Source organism: Bacillus sp. S2(2019), from assembly GCF_005144805.1.
Lineage (GTDB): Bacteria > Bacillota > Bacilli > Bacillales > Bacillaceae > Bacillus > Bacillus altitudinis.
In genome coordinates, this window is sequence record NZ_SWFL01000003.1 from 769015 (window position 1) to 786222 (window position 17208).

Sequence of the window (17208 nt, forward strand, 5' to 3'; positions counted from 1 at the left end):
GAAACGATGAAGCGAGTCTATCAATATTTTAGTTTACTGTCGCTCTTATTTGCTGCATACTTTGGCATGACAGCTGCCTCTCATTTAAAAGCAGAAAATATCGACCAGTTTTACTTAAATATCGCCTATTGTGCATTATTTTTAGGTACCATGATTCTTGCTTTTGATTTTCAAAAACAAGAAAAAGCTGAAGATGTCTCGTAAATAGCCTTTTCCATTTGGAAAGGCTATTTGTCTTCTTTTCAGCGTGATTGAAAACCTTTGCATTCTAGGAAGCACGAGTACCGGCGCGGAGTGAATGTGACATTCGTGAGCACCGGCACGCAGGACTGACACCGAATGAGAGGGTTTGTCTACACACTGAGAGCCTTTTCCATTTGGAAAGGCTCTTTTTACATTTGGTGAGACAAGACGACTTTTGCCATTAGCTCTGGCTCTCCGTTTGCAAATCCATGAAGTAAAATAAGATAGGCCCGCTTTGTTTGCAGGTGAACTTTCGGAATATCTAGCAGTACACTTTGAGTACCGGCAGCTTTTAATTCAAAGTGATACTTATTCGGAGAGAAGTGGTGGGTTTGGGTGCCGTTCACATATCCGAGCTCCTTTGATAACATGCCTTGATCTCGTTCATATATATCAATGAAAGGGAGGTCTGGTGACAGCTGGATAAACGTGAGTGCTGATAGCTCTTCTTGCTTAATCAGCGAGTCTTGCTTTTCTGTGAGCAGCGCAAAGCCGGTACGAGCTCCTGTGATACATAGCGTGTAAGTCTCGTTTCCATTAATCATCATACGAGAAGAAAGAATTCTTTCTTTTGTAGCCAGCTTGAATACTTCTATCTCATAAACACCCTCATCCCATTCCATATAAGCAGACAGCTGACCGTATGGCAGCTTTTTTTGGATTGGCTGCTGATTTACAAATACAGCAAGCTCACTTAAATCCGGTGCAGCGTGAAATAATCGAATAACAGCTTTGGAAATGGTGTGTCTCGGATGGTATGGGGGAAAGGTAGCTAATGGACGATATAGAAATTGATTCATCTCGTAGAGCTGCTGCACGTCTTTATCCCTTCTTTCTCTGCAATGTGTTTTTTGTAGCGTATGCAAGAAAGGGACGATCTGTATAGGCAAAAGAAACATAGAAAAAAGCCTGACAAAAAGTGTCAGGCTCTCGTATTAAGAAGGAGATGAATATTGATGATATTCAGCCAACTTAATGAACGTTTTTTCATCCTCAATTAATCCGCAAACGCCACACTGGACTTTGATTTTCGGTCCTTGATAGTTCATGTGAAAAGGAGAAAGCTGATCTCCTTCATATGTTTCGACAATCGCTCCAGTTGCTGGATCAAGTTTCACAGGTTCTGAATGCTGCTCGATGAGATTAAAACGCGTTCTGTTGGTTTTGCAGTTCGGACAAAGATATGGACTTGTCATGGTTCATTCCACCTTTTTATCCGTAGCATGTCCTCCACGCTAAAATCTATGCTTAATCCTTTTGACTTTTATCCAGCTTTTTAAATAATTTGATCATCGTTTTCAGTTCTTCATCATCAAATGATTCAAATCGTTCCATGAAGTATTCTGTTTTCTTTTTCTCAAAATGCTCAGTAATTTCCTTACCCTTATCGGTTAAGTGGATTTTGATGATGCGTCGATCCTCTTTTGAACGGATACGAGTGATCCAGCCTTTTTCTACAAGTGTGTCGGTTACAGCTGTAATATGGCTTGCTGATACACCGAGAATTGAGGCGAATTCCGTTACTTTTTTTGCGCCTTGTTCACGCAGCAGATTTAAAATGAGAAATTCATTCCGAGATAATTCGTTTTCAAGCAGGCTGTTAATTTCATAACGTATTTGCTTAAATACGGTTCTCAGTAAAGTATCCATTTCATACATCATTTGTTTTCTTTGTTCCAATCATTAAACCCCCATTATATTTTAAGATACGACAGAATGCTTTCTTTTGTTTTTAGGTATACAAGTCGTATCATTTTCATTATTTTTTATCATGTTATAATATGATGATACCATTTTTTAAATGAAGGGGGCACTAATATGTCTGAAAAACAAGAATTAGCCACATTTGCTGGAGGCTGTTTCTGGTGTATGGTTAAACCTTTTGATGAACAGCCAGGCATTATCAAAGTTGAATCAGGGTATACTGGCGGACATACAGTGAATCCAACCTATGAGGAAGTATGTACAAATACGACAGGCCATAGAGAAGCCGTTCAAATTACCTTTGATCCAGACGTTTTTCCGTATGAGAAGCTATTAGAACTATATTGGCAGCAAATAGACCCAACAGATGATGGAGGACAATTTGGTGATAGAGGAGAGTCCTACCGTACAGGGATTTATGTCCACAATGAAAAACAAAGGCAACTTGCAGAAACATCAAAAGAGCAGCTGAGCCAAAGTGGAATTTTCCAAAAGCCAGTCGTGACAGAAATTTTAGAGGCTAGTCCTTTTTATCCTGCTGAGGAATATCATCAGCATTATTATAAAAAGAACAAAATGCACTACGAACGATACCATGTCGGTTCGGGCAGAGCAGGTTTTATTCAATCTCATTGGAGTGATAAATAATGGCTAACGAAAAAGAGCAGCGCATCAAAGAATTAAACCGTATGCAGTACGAAGTGACGCAAAATAATGGCACTGAGCCGCCATTTCAAAATGAATTTTGGGACCATAAGGAAGAGGGCATTTATGTAGATATCATTTCAGGCAAACCATTGTTTTCTTCTTTAGATAAATTTGATGCCCATTGCGGCTGGCCAAGTTTTACAAAACCGATTGAAGATCAAGAGGTAGAAGAGAAAGTAGATACGAGCCATGGCATGGTGCGGACTGAAGTTCGCAGTAAGACGGCCGACTCTCACCTTGGTCATGTATTCCCAGACGGCCCAGGGCCAAACGGTCTTCGGTATTGTATTAATTCTGCCGCTTTAAAGTTTATCCCGAAGGATGATCTTGAAAAAGAAGGCTATGGTCATTTGAAACACATCTTTCAATAATTGATTTAAAAATCGTCACATGGAAGTCAGCTGCTTCCGTGTGACGATTTTTTTATTTTTTATGGTGGGTATGATGTAATTGTTCAATGATGTGAAACAGTTTCTCTTTTGTAATGAGCGGTGCTTCGTTTGATGTGTAATGGGTCAAATGGACTTTTTGAAAATGAGGGTGAAGATGTGGTCTTGGTAAAATGGCATAAAATTGTTCATGTTCAAACAGTGCATCTGCCTCGTGAGGGAATGTGAGTTCCTCGTGAAGTTTTTCTCCAGGTCTTTTTCCGACAACAAGAATATCAGGAGAAGGAACGTTGATCTGACCGGCATATTCATGAAATGCTTTCAATAGATCAGCCAGCTGTAATGACTCCATCTTGAGAATGAATGTTTCGCCGCCTTTCATCATGATAGCTGCTTCAAGCGTGAGGGATACAGCTTCTTCGATAGACATAAAAAAGCGTGTCATTTTAGGATCAGTTACAGTTAGAGGTTGTTCATTTAACAACTGTTGAAGCATGATGGGGATGACGGAACCCCTTGATCCAAGCACATTGCCAAACCGGACAGAGCAAAATCTCGTTTTCTGATTTGAAATACTTTCATTCGCTTGAAAAAACAATTTTTCTGAAATTAATTTTGTAGCTCCCATGGCATTTGTCGGAGAAACCGCTTTGTCGGTTGAAATGTTGACAACATGACTGACTTCATGTTCAAGTGCTGCTTCGATGACATGCTGTCCGCCGATGATGTTGGTTTGGACAGCTTCAAACGGATTATCTTCGCAGGTGGGTACTTGTTTGAGTGCAGCTGCATGGAAGATGATATCTACTCCTTTGACAAGCTGCCTGACGCGGCTTGCATCCCTCACATCTCCAAGTGCAAATACAACCTCTGGATTTGCCGCATATTCATTTTTCATCATGTATTGTTTACTGTCATCTTTACTGAAGACAATGACCTTTTTAGGAGAGCAGGCTGTTAATTTTTTCACAATCTGCCGGCCAATCGAACCCGTACCGCCTGTGACCAAGATGATTTTGTCACGAAAAAAGGTCTTCAAACTCGTTTCTATTTGTTTGGACATATCTAATCCCCCAACTCTCATTTCTCTACTTTGCATCATATGTGAAAGAGTGGAAGACGTTTGAGGAAAAGAACCACTTCATGCATAAATTAGGTGAACCAATTATAACCATCTGCTTGACGACTTAATAGAATATGTAGAGATAGAAGATTAAGTAGAATAGCGAGGCACCTGAAGACTTCAGTACGGCGATCAGTTCAGCTCTCAGAATATATTCACTGATACTGAGCTGCGCGAGGGGAGAAGATCATACATGTATAGGGGAAATCGTATTTTAGCCATGATACCAGCTTTTAGCAGCAAGCAGGGGCATCATGCTGAACACATTCGCGTATTGGCGGAGCGGCCGCTAATCTATTGGACCATTCAGCCATTATTACAAATGATTGAATTAGATGAAGTCATCGTATCTTCAGAGGATGTGAATACTCAAATCATTTCGTCCCACTATGGAGCAAATGTCATTGAACTGCCAAGCACACATGTGACGGAACAAACACCTTCTTTAGTAGCTGTGAAGCATGCGCTTGCTTATTTAGAACGAGAGGGAAAGACATTTGATATTGTTTTGTATTTGCATCCATCATCACCACTAAGGCAGACGGCAGATATTGAGAACTGCTTGCAGCTTCTAGTAGAGGGGGGATATGATTGTGCGGCTTCTTTTACAGAGGCATTAGAAAATCCAAATGAAACTTGGACACTTCATGACACCAATGAAGCCAGCCTGTATAAGGACAATCATTATTTTTTTGTACCAACTCAGGAGCACCCTTATACGTATGGGCGTTTAAATGGAGCTGTCTATGCGTTTCATGTTCCATATGCAAAAGAATGCATTCATTCCTTTTTAGAAGGTTCTGTTGGTGCATATATGATGGATCATGCGCAATCGCTTGTTGTGAAAAGTGAGGAGGATCGAAAAAAGGCAGAGAAGATTTTATTGGCTCGACAAGATGCAGAAGGAACGGCATAAGATGATGACAATTAGAAAAAGCGCCCGGTCATAGGGCGCTTTTGACTATTTCATAAAGTCTGTAAGGCAGCGTATCAAATGTGTTCCAGCGAACGACTTGCTCGTAATTGTTCTCTGCAACCGATTGTCTTTGTTGAGGATTTTTTACATAGTGCTCGACCTGCTTAATCAAATCGTTTTCGTGTGTGTAAAAAGCGAAGCTTGAAAATGCCTGTGACGGTTGTAGATCTGTCAACTGAAAGCCTCCGCTTGCAGCGATATCAAATGCTCTGTTGTTGAGACTCATATTTTGAACAATGGCTTTGTTTTGATTATAGGCAAATTGCGCGGGCCTGTGCGGATTCAGAACAATGGCTGATGTTTGATAGATGTCTGCCATCTGCTCGGGACTCAGCCAGTGGGTCATCAGTGAGAGATCACGATATCGTTTGCGTGATTTATTCAACACGCGATGCCACTCTTTTCCTGCTACGAGAATGCGCCATTTGTTTTGATGTAAGAGTGTATTGATGGCTTTGATGCGGTTTGGATAAGGGTAGCCAATGAGTGCAATGTCATAAATGCACGACTCATGTGGTGATTCTTTTTTCTGAAATACGTGTGTATTGGTTGGAATGGGAAAGTAGTGCGTGTGATCAGCCCCCATTTGTTTGTAAAATGACAAAGCACCTTCGTCAATCGTTAAGATCAGCTGTGCATCACTTACGCATGCAGCTGACACATCTATATAAAAAGGGTCTTCTGTCATCCACAGTACAACGGGGATCTTTTCTTGTTTGAATTGATGAAGCAGTTCTGTTGGAATATGATCACCGATCATCATGAAAACAAAATCCGGAGAAAATGTCCGGATTTTGTGCATATAAGCGGGTAGAGTTTCCCTTTCCACCTTGATGCATGAAAAGGGGGAATCAATGAAGCTATCTTCTATCCATTGATCAAACATCCGATAGATTCCACCGTAGCCAGAGCTGATATAAAGAAGCTTCATGATGGCCCTCTCACATTAAGATGTGAACGTAACACTTTCTACTTTATCTACATCTAATAGAGTCGTTGCAGAGCCCGTAGGTGTCACAGAGCTTTCTTGTGTGACGAAAACAACACCTGTTGAAGCATCGAATGATACGAATTGAACGGGTCCGATTAAGTCACCTGAGTCCATGACAATGCTAATGACTGTTCCAGGTGCAAGTCTTGCAAAAATCCATCTTGCTGGTTGAGATACGTCGAGTGTTGTAGCAGAATCTGAAGGTGATGCTTCAGCTGCTACCTCACTAAATAAATCGTTCAATTTTTCTTCCACTTGAACTCCTCCTTCTTCGAGATTAACTGTTAACGCATGACTAAGCGGTTTGAAAAACAGCTTTAACAGCTCTTTTTTTAATTCGGCACGCTTTTCGCTCATGTTTTCCCCATCCTTTCTTCATCCATTCAAACACACTACTATGTATATGCCGTTCTCTTTTTTTGGTATAAGCAGAATGCTCATTCCTTGTTCTTTTTTTCATTTAATGACTTCACACATTTTTGAAAAATGTTTTCAAATGCTGATGCTAAATGAAGTGATCCTCATACTCTAGTAAAGATCAAACGAGAAGAAAGAGGGAATCTGAATGGAATTTGAACAACTATTAAATGGCTGGAACGAAGAATTACTAGAAACAGAAGGAATACTTGAAGTTGTGTTGATTATACTTCTTCTTCATCTTTTAGAGGAAAGTGAGGAAGGGAGTGCGTCAGAGATTAAAGAATTGCTGCGCCCGTGGCTTGAGCTCGGTATTCCGCTGCCGCGTGTTCATTTAGTCAATGGAGATGTGTTGCAAAACGTGGTTGTCGTACAATTGTTTGACTCAGTAGCAGTCTTTAAAAATGCGACAAATCAGCTAAGAGTAAGTGTTCCTTATGTGAACATTGTCAGCTGGGGGGCTTTTTAATCTATTTAAAAAAGGATAATGGTCATGAAAGTATCAGTGATATTAACAAGCTACAACAAACCTGATTTCATTGAACGTGTGTTAAAGAGTGTGGTAGAACAAACGTATCAGCATTGGGAGCTTTTGATCATGGATGATGGCTCTGAACAAGAAACGATCCAAAAGATGCAGCCTTATTTAGTGGATAAGCGCATTCAATTGTATTCTCATCAAATTCATCCTGCAAACCGGCTGAAGACTGTACGTTATGCAACGCTAATTAATGAAGCATTAACACGTATAACAGGTGAGCTGGTTTGTTATGTAACTGATGATACAGTCTACAGAAAAGATCGTTTAGAGAAAATGGTCGAGGTTTTTCAATCGAAGCCTCACATAGATATCGTCTATTCCTCGCAACGTGTCGTGCATGTGAATCAGCATTTGGTGGAAACGGCGAGCTTCGTTCGAGAAGCAGATCAAGTGTTGGAGCATGCATCCTTTCAAGTCGACCATTGCTCTGTTATGCATAGAAGCCGGCTGCTTTCGCTTATTCATGAAAAATATGGACAATACTGGGCTGACGAACCAAAACATTGGCATCATGCTGACTCTGTGTTTTGGATGAGACTGAATCATTTTGCTGCGTTCTTTCCATTACAAGAAGTACTTGATACCACATATAAAACGCCACAATCATTCCATCATATGTTTGCGAGTATGCCCTACGATTTAATTGACGGAGCTGTGATTGAAAGAGAAGGCGCTTATTATCAAATCGCTCACGGATATCTTCATCGTATTGACAGGCGCTGGGTGAATGAAAAAAACAGGCGTGCGATTCGTGTTCCCTCGTTATGTGCGATGAAATATGAAATGAACGAGCCGCTGACAGTCCCAAATTATACAGTCGTCACCGCAGATAACGGCAGAACATTTTATTATATTGAACATCAGACAAAAAGACGGTTTGCTTCAAAACGTGATGTGCAATATTTTCAGTTTCACCAAAAGGAGATATACACGGTAACAAAAGAGCAGCTGGAGACGTTTGAGGAAGGCAGCATCATTCAAGTATCTCCAATATTCAGCCCGCCAAATAGACGGCTGTTCAAATGGAAACAAGATGTCTATTTATTTGTGCATGATACCTTTTGCCGCATTGTCCCTGAGGTAGTGAAAATATTTGCATTTTACCATCAGCCAATCAAACTACAGCCTTCTCAATTTGCATTTTTTCAAGAAGGAAAGCCAATTGTGCCGCTGTATATGGAGTCTCTTCAGGAATTTGACTTGTCTCTTTATCAAACGTCAGGGCGAAAGCACTCCTCCTAAGAGGGGTGCTTTTTTTAGAATAGATGAAAAAAGCAGGAGATCGACAGGAAAAAGCGAATCGTGAAAAGGATAGAGGAACACGTTGAACATCATCAAGCCGCTGAAAATTGGGCAATACAGTGCCGAATTTTCGGCATAGAAAGTGAGGGGGAAATAGTGGGGAAGGTTGTCGAAAGAGCGGATTGGTTTGAATTAATTTTAGAAGCCATCGATGAAGCGATTCACGTTGTAGACGATCAAGGGGTCACCATCTTTTATAATCATAATGCAGCGAAGTTCGACTGTTTAGCGAAAGAAGAGGTGATTGGCAAGTACATACTGGATGTGTATCCTTCATTAACTGAAAAGACAAGTACACTCATGCATGTACTTAGAACAGGAAAACCCATTTATCATTCGTTGCAAACCTATTTGAACAAAAATGGAGAAAAAATTGAGACCGTCAACACCACACTGCCCATTATGGAAGGCAGTAAGTTAATTGGGGCGGTAGAAGTAGCGAAGGATGTGTCGAAGCTGTCGGCGCTTTCGAATCGTTTAGATCAAAAAAAACGAACGGATGGTGCCGCGGAGACCACTCAAATGCTCGATTTTTCTTCATTTTTAACAAATGATCCACACTTAAAAGAGATGCTGGAGAAAGCGAAAAAAGCTGCTGCATATCCTTCGTCGGTTATGGTCTTCGGGGAAACTGGGACAGGAAAAGAGGTACTCGTACAAGCGATTGTTCATGCATCTGATCGGAAAGATCAAGTCTTTATCCCGCAAAACTGCGCTGCTCTTCCAGAATCGCTGCTTGAAAGTCTTTTATTCGGGTCTGTCAAAGGAAGTTATACGGGCGCAATAGATCGCAAGGGGCTGTTTGAATTAGCAGATGGCGGTACGCTTTTTCTTGATGAGCTGCAAGCGATGCCGCTTACGCTTCAAACAAAATTACTGCGTGTGTTAGAGGATGGTGTTGTCCGCCGGATAGGTGATGCAAAGGCGGTTCAAGTAAATGTCAGAGTGATTACTGCCCTCAATATCGACCCATTTGAAGCCGTTAAAAAACAAATGTTAAGAGAAGACTTATTTTATAGACTGCATGTGTCATCATTTCATATCCCGCCGCTTCGCACCAGGAAGCATGATATCCAGCTGTTATCCCGCCACTTTATTCAAATGTATCATCAGCAATTTTCAAAAAACGTCAACCGCCTTTCAGAAGAAACTGTCCAAGTATTTATGGCCCATCAGTGGCCAGGGAATGTCAGAGAATTAAAACATACGATCGAGCATGCCGTCTTGATGATGCCAAAGGAAGCAGAAGAAATCACCCCAGCATATCTCCCTGCCCATTTGCGGACGCATCAGATAGAAAGTCATCCACCAGAGTCCTCATTAAAAAGTCAAGTGACGTCATTTGAACAAACGCTGATTCAAGAAGCTTTAAGACAGCACGCAGGGAATATTAAGCAAACAGCAGCCGCTTTAAAGATTCCTCGACAAACATTGCAGTATAAACTAAAAAAATATACAGATGCCGAAAAGTAGGCACTTCAAACAGGTGAATGTGACGGAAAAGCTCCTTTTGTAAAGAATAGGGGCATTTTCCCATGTTGGCACATAACTTGCATAGTATAAAGTGAATGCTGATAGGGGGAATGGATATGAATCAAAAACTGTATCAACCTGCGCGACATTGGAAGGACATTGAACTTTGGAAGGACGTACCCGAGGAAAAGTGGAACGACTGGATTTGGCAGCTGACGCATACGGTCAAAACGCTTGAAGATTTAGAAAAAGTCGTGAACTTAACAGAAGAGGAAAAAGAAGGGGTGAAGATTTCCACGAAAACCATTCCACTCAACATAACACCCTACTATGCCTCACTGATGAATCCAGACGATCCAAGATGCCCAATCCGTATGCAGTCTGTACCGATTGCAGAAGAGCTTCATAAAACAAAATATGACCTCGAAGATCCGCTCCATGAAGATGAGGATTCACCTGTTCCGGGTTTAACGCACCGCTACCCAGATCGTGTGCTGTTTCTTGTCACAAATCAGTGCTCCATGTACTGCCGCTATTGTACGAGAAGGCGCTTTTCCGGTCAGATCGGGATGGGCGTGCCGAAAAAGCAATTAGATGCCGCCATTGGATATATTAGAGAAACCCCTGAAGTGCGGGATGTGTTAATTTCAGGCGGTGACGGGCTGTTAATTAATGATCAAGTGCTTGAATACATTTTGAAAAACTTACGAGACATTCCTCACGTTGAAATCATTCGAATTGGAACACGTGCACCGGTCGTGTTTCCGCAGCGAATTACAGATGAATTGTGTGAGATTTTAAAAAAATATCATCCTGTTTGGCTGAACACTCACTTTAATACAAGCATTGAAATCACAAAAGAAGCAAAAGAAGCGTGTGAGCGACTTGTCAATGCTGGCGTCCCTGTTGGTAATCAGGCGGTGATCCTAGCAGGAATTAACGACAGTGTTCCAATTATGAAGAAGCTGATGCATGATCTCGTCATGATTCGCGTCAGACCTTATTATATTTATCAATGTGATTTATCAGAGGGGATCGGCCACTTTAGAACACCAGTTTCAAAAGGCCTTGAAATCATTGAAGGCTTAAGAGGACATACGAGTGGTTATGCCGTGCCAAGCTTTGTTGTAGATGCGCCAGGCGGCGGAGGTAAGATCACCTTACAGCCAAATTATTTATTATCTCAAAGCCCTGAGAAAGTGGTCCTGCGTAACTTTGAAGGTGTGATCACCTCTTATCCGGAGCCAGAACATTACGTCGCAGGCCAAGCAGATGCGTATTTTAATGAAATCTATGAAGAAAAGAAAGAACCCGCCATTGGCATAACTGCTCTATTTGAAGATGAAGCAAGATCCTTTACGCCTGAAAATTTAAGCCGAATGAAACGAAGAGAGTCTTATGAAACGAATCCTGAACATGATACGCTCAAAAACAAACGTGAAAAACGAGATGAATTAAAAGAGAAGAAATATCAAGCCCAGCTCAAAAAAGAACAAACCGTAAAGGAGGAGAAATAACGTTGCTGACATGTGATTGGTGTGAGGAGAAGAAAGCGAACGCAGGACAGACCACAGTCTATTGGGAACTCATCACGGGCACACAATCGATTGAGATTTTGGAAACGCCTTCGATTTCTTGCACGCATTGCGGGATGACGTATCAGAAGGATGAGACAGTAAAAGAGATAGAAGATCAATTAATTTTAGTCGATCAAACAAAACTTCCAGAAAAAATCTCATATGCAGAATTAATGAGCATGGAGCGGTTATTAAAGCGTAATTACTTTGATTTTTCTTCATAAGTTGTACCTCCGCCTATACAAGTCATCAAATTCCTGTATAATATAACAACAAAATAGAGTGTCGCGGAGGGAAAAACAGGTGAAGTCGTTTTACCATTATTTAATGAAGTATAGACATCCAAAACCGAAGGATGAAATCAGTCATTTTGCAAATGCTGCTTATGAAGATCACAGCTTTCCTAAAGCATCCACTGATTATCATGAGCTATGTGCCTATTTAGAGTTAAATGGGGACTATTTAAGCTCCATGACGACATTTGACGAGGCTTTTGAGCAATACGAAGTAGAAGTCAAAAAAAAATAACACACACAACCGCTTGTTCCGTATGGAAGAAGCGGTTTTTTCATGAAGAAATAAAATGGCGTTTTGCATGGTGTGGTTGCCCATGCAGAATTCCTTGCGCCGGCATACGATACGTTAAGACCAAAAGTCGGGCAAGGGGGAGACAGAATGAAGGCGAAAGCACCAAAATATAAAGTAGGGGATATTGTCGTCGTTGTCATGTACGGCACAGTTGGAACGATAACAAAAGTCCATCAAATTGACCAGCATTATTTATATGAGGTCAATCATAATGAGGTGCTTTATTTTGAAACATCACTCCAGCTTTACGATGAGTACGACGGGGTGATAGTGGATACAGAAAAGCTGGACATTGAATATGAGTTCCTCATTGGCGATGTTGTATATGTAAAGGATTACGGGAAAGAGCTATTTAAAATCATTGGTCATCGGACTGAAATATGGCGTTACCTTGAAGATGGCTGGGAAGATGTCATTTATGAACTGACAAGGTTAAAAGACGGAGAATGGTTGGAAACAGAAGAAGAAGACTTGACGCTTGTTCTAAGGAAATATGAGATGGATCAGTTTGTTCATCAGCTTCTTTTTGTGCATTATGTTGGAGAAACCTCAAAAGAAATAGAGGAAGATATGGTGCAAACCGCTCTATTACAGTTAGAAGAGAAACAAGAAAGCGAAGCATCACTAGAATTTCTCGCTGTATCTATAGTGGATGAGCTTCTTGATATTTACAATGATTATAAAATTCTCTATGAATTTTTCAAAGACCCAGAATATAAGGATATGATGGACTTTATTTTGGAAAGTTTAAACGAGCATTTTGGTTAAAAGAAGACTTGTCCTAACACGAATAAAAAGTAAGGAACACAGAAAAAAGCAATCACATAAAACCATCCCCTCAAGATACGGCCCATCACCTGATCAAAAGTATGTCCATCTAAAATGCTTAACCATTTCATTGCCTCATGCCCCTTTTCTTTTCGTTTACTGCATTTATATGTATGGAATGAGCCATTATGACAAACTGTAATAAAAATAAGGCGACGTTCATACATCATAAAAAAGGAGGCGGAAAGCAATGAAAGAAGCAGATTTGGTGATTGATACAGAGGAAATTGCAGAATTCTTCTACACGGAGCTGGTCAAAAGAGGGTACATACCATCTGAGCTGGAAACGTTTGAGCTTGCCGATATTACATTTGAATATATGCTGAGGAAAGCAATGATAGTTGAAGAAGAGGCGTGGTAGGCACTATACTTTGAAGAGATTCTGAGTAGAAAGGGAGGGGAATTGTTTCGCGTGTATGTCATCATTTTTTTCCTTTTGTTTGGCGCCATCGCAGCGCTTATGGTGTCTGGCATGTTCCAGGAGTTGGACAACCAGATCATCTTATCGTTTGAAAACATCAGACTTCCTTTTTTAAATGATGTCATGCTGACTTTGACTGACTTTGGTATCAGTGCGCTGCTTGTCCCAATCATGCTCATCTTTAGCGTGGTGCTGTTTATGTATAAACGCTACCACTCTATTATGCTGCTTTTTCTACTATATATAGCAGAAAAAACGGTCAATCATGAACTGAAAGGACTGTTTGCTAGAGAGCGTCCAGCCTTTGATCATCTAGTGAATGAGACCTATTACAGCTTTCCGAGCGGACATTCTATGAATGCAGCAACGATCTATCCATTTATCGCCTATCTATTCATTGAAATGATTCCGTGGCTGAAAAAGAGACAAAAAGCAGTCTATATGGTGACAGGATGTTGTGTGCTGATGATCGGCATCAGCAGGATGTATATCGGTGTTCATTATGTCACTGATGTAGCAGGAGGCTTTGCGATAGGACTAGCTTTATTTCTCATATGTAAAAAGATTGACGAAAAATTGTCCGTCATTCGACAAAAATAGAAGAAGGAAATTCATAGATCCCAGCCAATTTTATATAAAAGGGGAGGGATTTGAATGCAATTGACGTTGAGATTTTTTCAAAAGAAACCTTCAGCTTATCACTTAACCATCTACCAAACACCTGAATATGGTGCTGCAAGCGGACATCAGCCTGTGTACCGGACAAAGATTGGCGGCAGGACACACCATGATGTACTGGAAAAAGCATTCTCGACATTTAATGTACAAGATACAGTCCCTAATGATTACAATGCACGGTTTATCACAACAGGGGATATCGTTGTGATCGATGACCAGAAAAAAGGGAAGTGCTACTACCAGCTCTTTCCGGCAGGATGGAAACGCAGTGAACGCCTAATGACGATGAGTTAAATATAAACGACGATGCCAGCTTTACTTTCAGCTGGTATTTTCTTTTTTGATCTCAATCGTTTATAATAAATGGGACTAAACACATGTTAAACGTAAGTGGAGGCTAAAAAATGAGTGTACATATTGGAGCAGAAAAAGGACAAATTGCAGAAACGGTATTGCTTCCAGGCGATCCGCTTCGTGCGAAATATATTGCAGATACATATTTAGAAGATGTAGTGTGCTATAACGAAGTGCGCGGCATGTATGGTTATACTGGGACATATAAAGGAAAACGCATTTCTGTACAAGGTACTGGAATGGGCGTACCGTCTATTTCGATCTATGTGAATGAGCTGATCCAAAGCTATGATGTTCAAAACTTAATCCGTGTCGGTTCTTGCGGAGCGATCAAAAAGGATGTCAATGTACGTGACGTCATCTTAGCTCAAACATCATCAACAGATTCTCAAATGAACCGTGTGGCATTTGGACCTATTGATTACGCACCATGTGCTGATTTTGGTTTACTGAAAAAAGCCTACGACACAGCAGAAGCGAAAAATGTAGCTGTGCGTGTTGGGAATGTATTTACAGCAGACCAATTTTATAATGAAAAACCACTTGAGCTGATGGACCAATATGGAATTCTAGCGATTGAAATGGAGACAACGGCTCTTTATACGCTTGCTGCAAAATTTGGCAGAAAAGCGTTGTCGATCCTGACAGTGAGTGATCATGTGCTAACAGGAGAAGAAACAACTGCTGAAGAGCGTCAAACGACATTTGACGAAATGATCTTAATTGCACTAGATTCTGTTTTATAATAGTATAAAGGGTGTGCTACGATGTAGCGCATCTTTATTTTTTTAGTAGAGCAAAAGGAAGGTATGTCATGAAGAAAAGCTATAAAATACTCTCAATCGCATCGATTCTTGGTTTGACGGCCGCATTATCAGGCTGCCAGTTGCTGGATCAGAAAAGCGGTACCACTGAATCTAACAAAACAAACGAACAAAAGAACGCAGCAAGTTCATCACCCCAGCAAAACTCAAACGATACGGCAGATTCATCTAATCAAGAGCTGACGTTAAAGAGTGAATATTTCAATGACATCAAGGTAGTGAGCGGACTGAAGACCATTCAAAACCCTGAAAATGTGCTTGCTTTAGTGAACAAAGAATATGCACTGCCAGGAACCTATAAACCTTCTGATCTCGTTGTACCAAAAGTGGAATTCTCTTTTTCAGAGGATATTGAAAAACGATATATTCGAAAAGAAGCAGCGGAGGCACTTGCGAAGTTATTCAAAGGTGCTAAAAAGGAAAACTTTGAGCTTGCTGCAGTATCGGGCTATCGTTCCTATGATCGTCAAAAAGTCATTTTTGATAGTGAAGTGAAACTAAAAGGGAAAGAAAAAGCCCAAGAAGCCGTAGCCTTACCAGGCGAAAGTGAACATCAAACAGGTTTAGCTATGGATATTTCCTCAAAAAGTGCCGGCTTTGAAATCTCTGAAAAATTTGGTGAAACACCTGATGGTAAATGGGTAGCCAAAAACGCTTATAAATATGGCTTTATCATCCGTTATCCAAAAGGGAAAGAAGACATCACGAAATATGAATATGAGCCGTGGCACTTGCGCTATGTAGGGAAAGAAGCTGCAAAAGCGATGCACGATCATGATTTAACATTCGAAGAGTATATGAACAAAGTGAAGAAAATATAAACAAATAAAAGGCCTCCCGAAGCTGGGAGGCCTTCTTTTATACGCCGTTTTAAAAAAAGAGCAAACCTGCTAATGCGAAGCCGGTAATAAAACCGAGACCGATGCCATAAGCTGGACCCCAGCCATAATAGCCTCCGTAATAACCTCCGTAATAGCCAAAGCCTAAGCCCCTGCGGGACCCGCCGACTGGTCGGATATAAACTTTGCGGTTTGACACCCGCTCAATACGTCCAACATGTACTCTGCCATTTCGATCAGTAATTCTAGCTACTTTCCCCATATGCTGCTGACAAAGTTTATAGTAGCGCTCCATGTTTTTCCTCCTTATGACAAACTCTTTTCACTCTTATCCTATGCGAAAGACTTCATAGAGTTTGGACAAAACATATAGGAGATTCGCTCATTTTATACTGTACATTCAAATACAAGGTGACTCAGGTGTTCTCGGTGTGTTTGAATCAGGTCATAGTGTGTCTGTAATGTATCATAAAGAGAAGGTGGTATTTGATCTGATAATTCCATTTCGGTCGGCTCTTCCTGCACCATGTGCTCATCGAATGAGAGAATCTGAATGTCACGGAATCCTGCGGACGCTAACTGCCTTTTCCATTCAGAAAATGAAAAGAGGGAGTGAAACCCATAAAACTCCCGAATGGTTGCCTGTTCTTTTGAGGGAAGCGGCACTTTTAACACAGCCTCATTTGCGATCAATTGTTTTCCAGGAGCAAGCACCCGTTTGACCTCAGCAAGCGCAGCAGGTAAATGGGTGAAACTTAAAACAGATTCACTGATCAGTAGAGAGAACGAGTCATCCGCAAATGGCAGGTGTTCGATCGATGCTTGCTGTGCACGGAAAGGTAGTTGTTCCCGCTCGAATCGCAGATTGGCTTTTTCAATCATCAAAGGGTGTGTATCAATCGCCTCTACTTCATAACCTAAATGTCCTAGATAGGCGGCTGTTTGTCCTGTGCCGCATCCGACATCCAGTATACGATCGTCAGACGCCAAGTGAAGATGCTCAATCATCGTTTTTGTTAGCTCAATTCCACCAGGATGGGCACCTGATACACCAAAATAGGCAAGCATTTCTACATAGTCACTCATGGAATCCCTTCTTTCTTTATCATGTTTCTCTCTAAAGATTATGCATTGCAAGGCGAAATGGCTTATCTTTTCAAATAGAAGTTTGATCCTTTGGTTGACGGATGAAGAATCGTCCTTGATAATAATGAAAGGAGATAAAGGTGGTG

At 41.0% G+C, this 17208-nt stretch carries 25 protein-coding genes; 16 read left to right on the forward strand and 9 right to left on the reverse strand.

What is annotated here, in order from left to right; all coding sequences use genetic code 11:
* Positions 1–6: 6 nt before the first annotated feature.
* Complete coding sequence (ypmT, locus tag FBF75_RS14280; RefSeq protein ID WP_008346409.1) at positions 7–204, forward strand: protein YpmT; 198 nt, start codon at positions 7–9, stop codon at positions 202–204.
* Between the two features lie 188 nt (positions 205–392).
* Here ypmT and FBF75_RS14290 read toward each other — a convergent pair whose 3' ends face one another.
* From FBF75_RS14290 to FBF75_RS14300, 3 genes are all read right to left on the reverse strand, one after another.
* Positions 393–1061 (reverse strand): DUF4397 domain-containing protein, encoded by a 669-nt coding sequence (locus FBF75_RS14290; RefSeq protein ID WP_136944856.1) that lies wholly within the window; start codon positions 1059–1061, stop codon positions 393–395.
* Between the two features lie 117 nt (positions 1062–1178).
* Entirely contained in the window at positions 1179–1439 is a 261-nt protein-coding gene (locus FBF75_RS14295; protein WP_008346413.1) for a hypothetical protein, read from the reverse strand.
* Positions 1440–1491: 52 nt separating this feature from the next.
* On the reverse strand, positions 1492–1923 hold the full coding sequence (locus FBF75_RS14300; RefSeq protein ID WP_007500780.1) for a MarR family transcriptional regulator: 432 nt from the start codon (positions 1921–1923) through the stop codon (positions 1492–1494).
* A 138-nt stretch (positions 1924–2061) separates the two neighbouring features.
* Between FBF75_RS14300 and msrA the strand changes: the two genes are divergently transcribed.
* Entirely contained in the window at positions 2062–2595 is a 534-nt protein-coding gene (gene msrA / locus FBF75_RS14305; protein ID WP_136944857.1) for a peptide-methionine (S)-S-oxide reductase MsrA, read from the forward strand.
* Entirely contained in the window at positions 2595–3026 is a 432-nt protein-coding gene (gene msrB / locus FBF75_RS14310) for a peptide-methionine (R)-S-oxide reductase MsrB (RefSeq protein WP_007500777.1), read from the forward strand. The genes msrA and msrB overlap by 1 nt, the downstream gene beginning before the upstream one ends.
* Positions 3027–3078: 52 nt before the next feature.
* Here msrB and FBF75_RS14315 read toward each other — a convergent pair whose 3' ends face one another.
* Positions 3079–4107 (reverse strand): SDR family NAD(P)-dependent oxidoreductase, encoded by a 1029-nt coding sequence (locus tag FBF75_RS14315; RefSeq protein ID WP_035703287.1) that lies wholly within the window; start codon positions 4105–4107, stop codon positions 3079–3081.
* A gap of 253 nt (positions 4108–4360) precedes the next feature.
* Between FBF75_RS14315 and FBF75_RS14320 the strand changes: the two genes are divergently transcribed.
* Positions 4361–5083: an acylneuraminate cytidylyltransferase family protein gene (locus tag FBF75_RS14320; RefSeq protein ID WP_048002264.1), complete on the forward strand. Its 723-nt coding sequence runs from the start codon at positions 4361–4363 to the stop codon at positions 5081–5083.
* Between the two features lie 28 nt (positions 5084–5111).
* On the opposite strand, the gene FBF75_RS14325 is transcribed toward FBF75_RS14320, so the two are convergent.
* Together FBF75_RS14325 and FBF75_RS14330 are read right to left on the reverse strand one after the other, a co-directional pair.
* Positions 5112–5906 (reverse strand): CgeB family protein, encoded by a 795-nt coding sequence (locus FBF75_RS14325; protein WP_240692366.1) that lies wholly within the window; start codon positions 5904–5906, stop codon positions 5112–5114.
* Positions 5907–6089: 183 nt separating this feature from the next.
* Positions 6090–6491, reverse strand: a complete 402-nt coding sequence (locus FBF75_RS14330; protein ID WP_007500770.1) for a hypothetical protein — start codon at positions 6489–6491, stop codon at positions 6090–6092.
* Between the two features lie 208 nt (positions 6492–6699).
* On the opposite strand from FBF75_RS14330, the gene cgeC reads away from it, so the two are divergent.
* The 7 genes from cgeC to FBF75_RS14365 all read left to right on the forward strand — a co-directional run bounded on the left by cgeC (position 6700) and on the right by FBF75_RS14365 (position 12800).
* Positions 6700–7020 carry a spore maturation protein CgeC gene (gene cgeC / locus FBF75_RS14335; protein ID WP_007500768.1) on the forward strand — a complete coding sequence of 107 codons (321 nt, stop codon included), beginning with the start codon at positions 6700–6702 and terminating at the stop codon, positions 7018–7020.
* 18 nt (positions 7021–7038) lie between these two features.
* On the forward strand, positions 7039–8334 hold the full coding sequence (locus FBF75_RS14340; protein ID WP_099496568.1) for a glycosyltransferase family 2 protein: 1296 nt from the start codon (positions 7039–7041) through the stop codon (positions 8332–8334).
* Positions 8335–8490: 156 nt separating this feature from the next.
* Positions 8491–9867, forward strand: a complete 1377-nt coding sequence (locus tag FBF75_RS14345; protein ID WP_099496567.1) for a sigma-54 interaction domain-containing protein — start codon at positions 8491–8493, stop codon at positions 9865–9867.
* Between the two features lie 116 nt (positions 9868–9983).
* Entirely contained in the window at positions 9984–11384 is a 1401-nt protein-coding gene (gene kamA, locus FBF75_RS14350; protein ID WP_008346434.1) for a lysine 2,3-aminomutase, read from the forward strand.
* Positions 11385–11386: 2 nt separating this feature from the next.
* Entirely contained in the window at positions 11387–11668 is a 282-nt protein-coding gene (locus FBF75_RS14355) for a YokU family protein (protein ID WP_025207505.1), read from the forward strand.
* A gap of 79 nt (positions 11669–11747) precedes the next feature.
* A complete protein-coding gene (locus FBF75_RS14360) occupies positions 11748–11972 on the forward strand; it encodes a YozE family protein (protein ID WP_003215834.1) in 225 nt (74 codons plus the stop codon).
* 147 nt (positions 11973–12119) lie between these two features.
* Entirely contained in the window at positions 12120–12800 is a 681-nt protein-coding gene (locus FBF75_RS14365; RefSeq protein WP_008346441.1) for a hypothetical protein, read from the forward strand.
* Here FBF75_RS14365 and FBF75_RS19940 read toward each other — a convergent pair.
* Positions 12797–12931, reverse strand: a complete 135-nt coding sequence (locus FBF75_RS19940) for a hypothetical protein (protein ID WP_017359686.1) — start codon at positions 12929–12931, stop codon at positions 12797–12799. The genes FBF75_RS14365 and FBF75_RS19940 overlap by 4 nt on opposite strands.
* Before the next feature lie 119 nt (positions 12932–13050).
* Between FBF75_RS19940 and FBF75_RS14370 the strand changes: the two genes are divergently transcribed.
* From FBF75_RS14370 to FBF75_RS14390, 5 genes are all read left to right on the forward strand, one after another.
* Positions 13051–13221 (forward strand): YozD family protein, encoded by a 171-nt coding sequence (locus FBF75_RS14370; RefSeq protein ID WP_017359685.1) that lies wholly within the window; start codon positions 13051–13053, stop codon positions 13219–13221.
* 51 nt (positions 13222–13272) lie between these two features.
* The gene (locus FBF75_RS14375; RefSeq protein ID WP_061420887.1) at positions 13273–13881 is read left to right on the forward strand and encodes a phosphatase PAP2 family protein; all 609 of its coding nucleotides are present in this window, start codon (positions 13273–13275) and stop codon (positions 13879–13881) included.
* 54 nt (positions 13882–13935) lie between these two features.
* Complete coding sequence (locus FBF75_RS14380) at positions 13936–14253, forward strand: YodL domain-containing protein (protein WP_050827305.1); 318 nt, start codon at positions 13936–13938, stop codon at positions 14251–14253.
* A 110-nt stretch (positions 14254–14363) separates the two neighbouring features.
* On the forward strand, positions 14364–15059 hold the full coding sequence (deoD, locus tag FBF75_RS14385; protein WP_007500754.1) for a purine-nucleoside phosphorylase: 696 nt from the start codon (positions 14364–14366) through the stop codon (positions 15057–15059).
* A gap of 68 nt (positions 15060–15127) precedes the next feature.
* The gene (locus FBF75_RS14390) at positions 15128–15958 is read left to right on the forward strand and encodes a M15 family metallopeptidase (protein ID WP_017367458.1); all 831 of its coding nucleotides are present in this window, start codon (positions 15128–15130) and stop codon (positions 15956–15958) included.
* Between the two features lie 49 nt (positions 15959–16007).
* Here the strand turns inward: FBF75_RS14390 and FBF75_RS14395 are convergent, their stop codons facing one another.
* Together FBF75_RS14395 and FBF75_RS14400 are read right to left on the reverse strand one after the other, a co-directional pair.
* Entirely contained in the window at positions 16008–16271 is a 264-nt protein-coding gene (locus FBF75_RS14395; protein WP_017359682.1) for a hypothetical protein, read from the reverse strand.
* Positions 16272–16363: 92 nt separating this feature from the next.
* Positions 16364–17062, reverse strand: coding sequence for a class I SAM-dependent methyltransferase (locus FBF75_RS14400; protein ID WP_060832400.1), 699 nt, complete (start codon positions 17060–17062; stop codon positions 16364–16366).
* Positions 17063–17208 lie beyond the last annotated feature (146 nt).

What these genes read in the sequence shown, in the direction of transcription:
- FBF75_RS14295 (WP_008346413.1), bottom strand. Translation starts at nt 1,439, where the DNA reads ATGACAAGTCCATATCTTTGTCCGAACTGCAAAACCAACAGAACGCGT.
- msrB (WP_007500777.1), top strand. Translation starts at nt 2,595, where the DNA reads ATGGCTAACGAAAAAGAGCAGCGCATCAAAGAATTAAACCGTATGCAG.
- FBF75_RS14340 (WP_099496568.1), top strand. Translation starts at nt 7,039, where the DNA reads ATGGTCATGAAAGTATCAGTGATATTAACAAGCTACAACAAACCTGAT.
- FBF75_RS14400 (WP_060832400.1), bottom strand. Translation starts at nt 17,062, where the DNA reads ATGAGTGACTATGTAGAAATGCTTGCCTATTTTGGTGTATCAGGTGCC.
- FBF75_RS14380 (WP_050827305.1), top strand. Translation starts at nt 13,936, where the DNA reads ATGCAATTGACGTTGAGATTTTTTCAAAAGAAACCTTCAGCTTATCAC.
- FBF75_RS14395 (WP_017359682.1), bottom strand. Translation starts at nt 16,271, where the DNA reads ATGGAGCGCTACTATAAACTTTGTCAGCAGCATATGGGGAAAGTAGCT.
- FBF75_RS14320 (WP_048002264.1), top strand. Translation starts at nt 4,361, where the DNA reads ATGTATAGGGGAAATCGTATTTTAGCCATGATACCAGCTTTTAGCAGC.
- kamA (WP_008346434.1), top strand. Translation starts at nt 9,984, where the DNA reads ATGAATCAAAAACTGTATCAACCTGCGCGACATTGGAAGGACATTGAA.
- FBF75_RS14325 (WP_240692366.1), bottom strand. Translation starts at nt 5,906, where the DNA reads ATGATGATCGGTGATCATATTCCAACAGAACTGCTTCATCAATTCAAA.
- ypmT (WP_008346409.1), top strand. Translation starts at nt 7, where the DNA reads ATGAAGCGAGTCTATCAATATTTTAGTTTACTGTCGCTCTTATTTGCT.
- cgeC (WP_007500768.1), top strand. Translation starts at nt 6,700, where the DNA reads ATGGAATTTGAACAACTATTAAATGGCTGGAACGAAGAATTACTAGAA.
- FBF75_RS14390 (WP_017367458.1), top strand. Translation starts at nt 15,128, where the DNA reads ATGAAGAAAAGCTATAAAATACTCTCAATCGCATCGATTCTTGGTTTG.
- FBF75_RS14365 (WP_008346441.1), top strand. Translation starts at nt 12,120, where the DNA reads ATGAAGGCGAAAGCACCAAAATATAAAGTAGGGGATATTGTCGTCGTT.
- deoD (WP_007500754.1), top strand. Translation starts at nt 14,364, where the DNA reads ATGAGTGTACATATTGGAGCAGAAAAAGGACAAATTGCAGAAACGGTA.
- FBF75_RS14330 (WP_007500770.1), bottom strand. Translation starts at nt 6,491, where the DNA reads ATGAGCGAAAAGCGTGCCGAATTAAAAAAAGAGCTGTTAAAGCTGTTT.
- FBF75_RS14370 (WP_017359685.1), top strand. Translation starts at nt 13,051, where the DNA reads ATGAAAGAAGCAGATTTGGTGATTGATACAGAGGAAATTGCAGAATTC.
- msrA (WP_136944857.1), top strand. Translation starts at nt 2,062, where the DNA reads ATGTCTGAAAAACAAGAATTAGCCACATTTGCTGGAGGCTGTTTCTGG.
- FBF75_RS14315 (WP_035703287.1), bottom strand. Translation starts at nt 4,107, where the DNA reads ATGTCCAAACAAATAGAAACGAGTTTGAAGACCTTTTTTCGTGACAAA.
- FBF75_RS19940 (WP_017359686.1), bottom strand. Translation starts at nt 12,931, where the DNA reads ATGAAATGGTTAAGCATTTTAGATGGACATACTTTTGATCAGGTGATG.